The sequence below is a fragment of the Bacillus sp. GbtcB10 genome, from assembly GCF_019091365.1.
GTDB lineage: Bacteria > Bacillota > Bacilli > Bacillales > Bacillaceae > Bacillus > Bacillus altitudinis.
This window is the reverse complement of record NZ_JAGXJP010000197.1, coordinates 1-265: the sequence shown is the minus strand read 5'-3', so window position 1 is coordinate 265 and position 265 is coordinate 1. Positions and strand designations below refer to the sequence as shown.

Genomic DNA, 265 nt, shown 5'->3' with positions numbered 1-265 from the left:
GTTGTGGTGTGACTACAGGTATTGGTGCGGTACACAACACTGCAAAAGTGGAAGAAGGAGCTGTGGCAGCGGTATTTGGTTTAGGAGCGATTGGATTAGCCGCTATTCAAGGACTGGTTCAAGCGAAAGCAAGCCGAATTATCGCAGTTGATCTAAATCCCGAAAAATGGGAACTAGCTAAAAAAATGGGTGCGACTGATTTTGTGAATCCTGCGGATTATGATCGCCCAATTCAGGAAGTTATAGTCGAAATGACAGATGGAGG

General features: G+C 45.3%; 1 protein-coding gene. It reads left to right on the top strand.

Going from position 1 to position 265, the window contains the following annotated elements; all coding sequences use genetic code 11:
* Positions 1 to 265, top strand: a 265-nt coding sequence (locus KVT11_RS20065; protein WP_217609170.1) for a zinc-binding dehydrogenase, incomplete at both ends; no start/stop codon positions are given.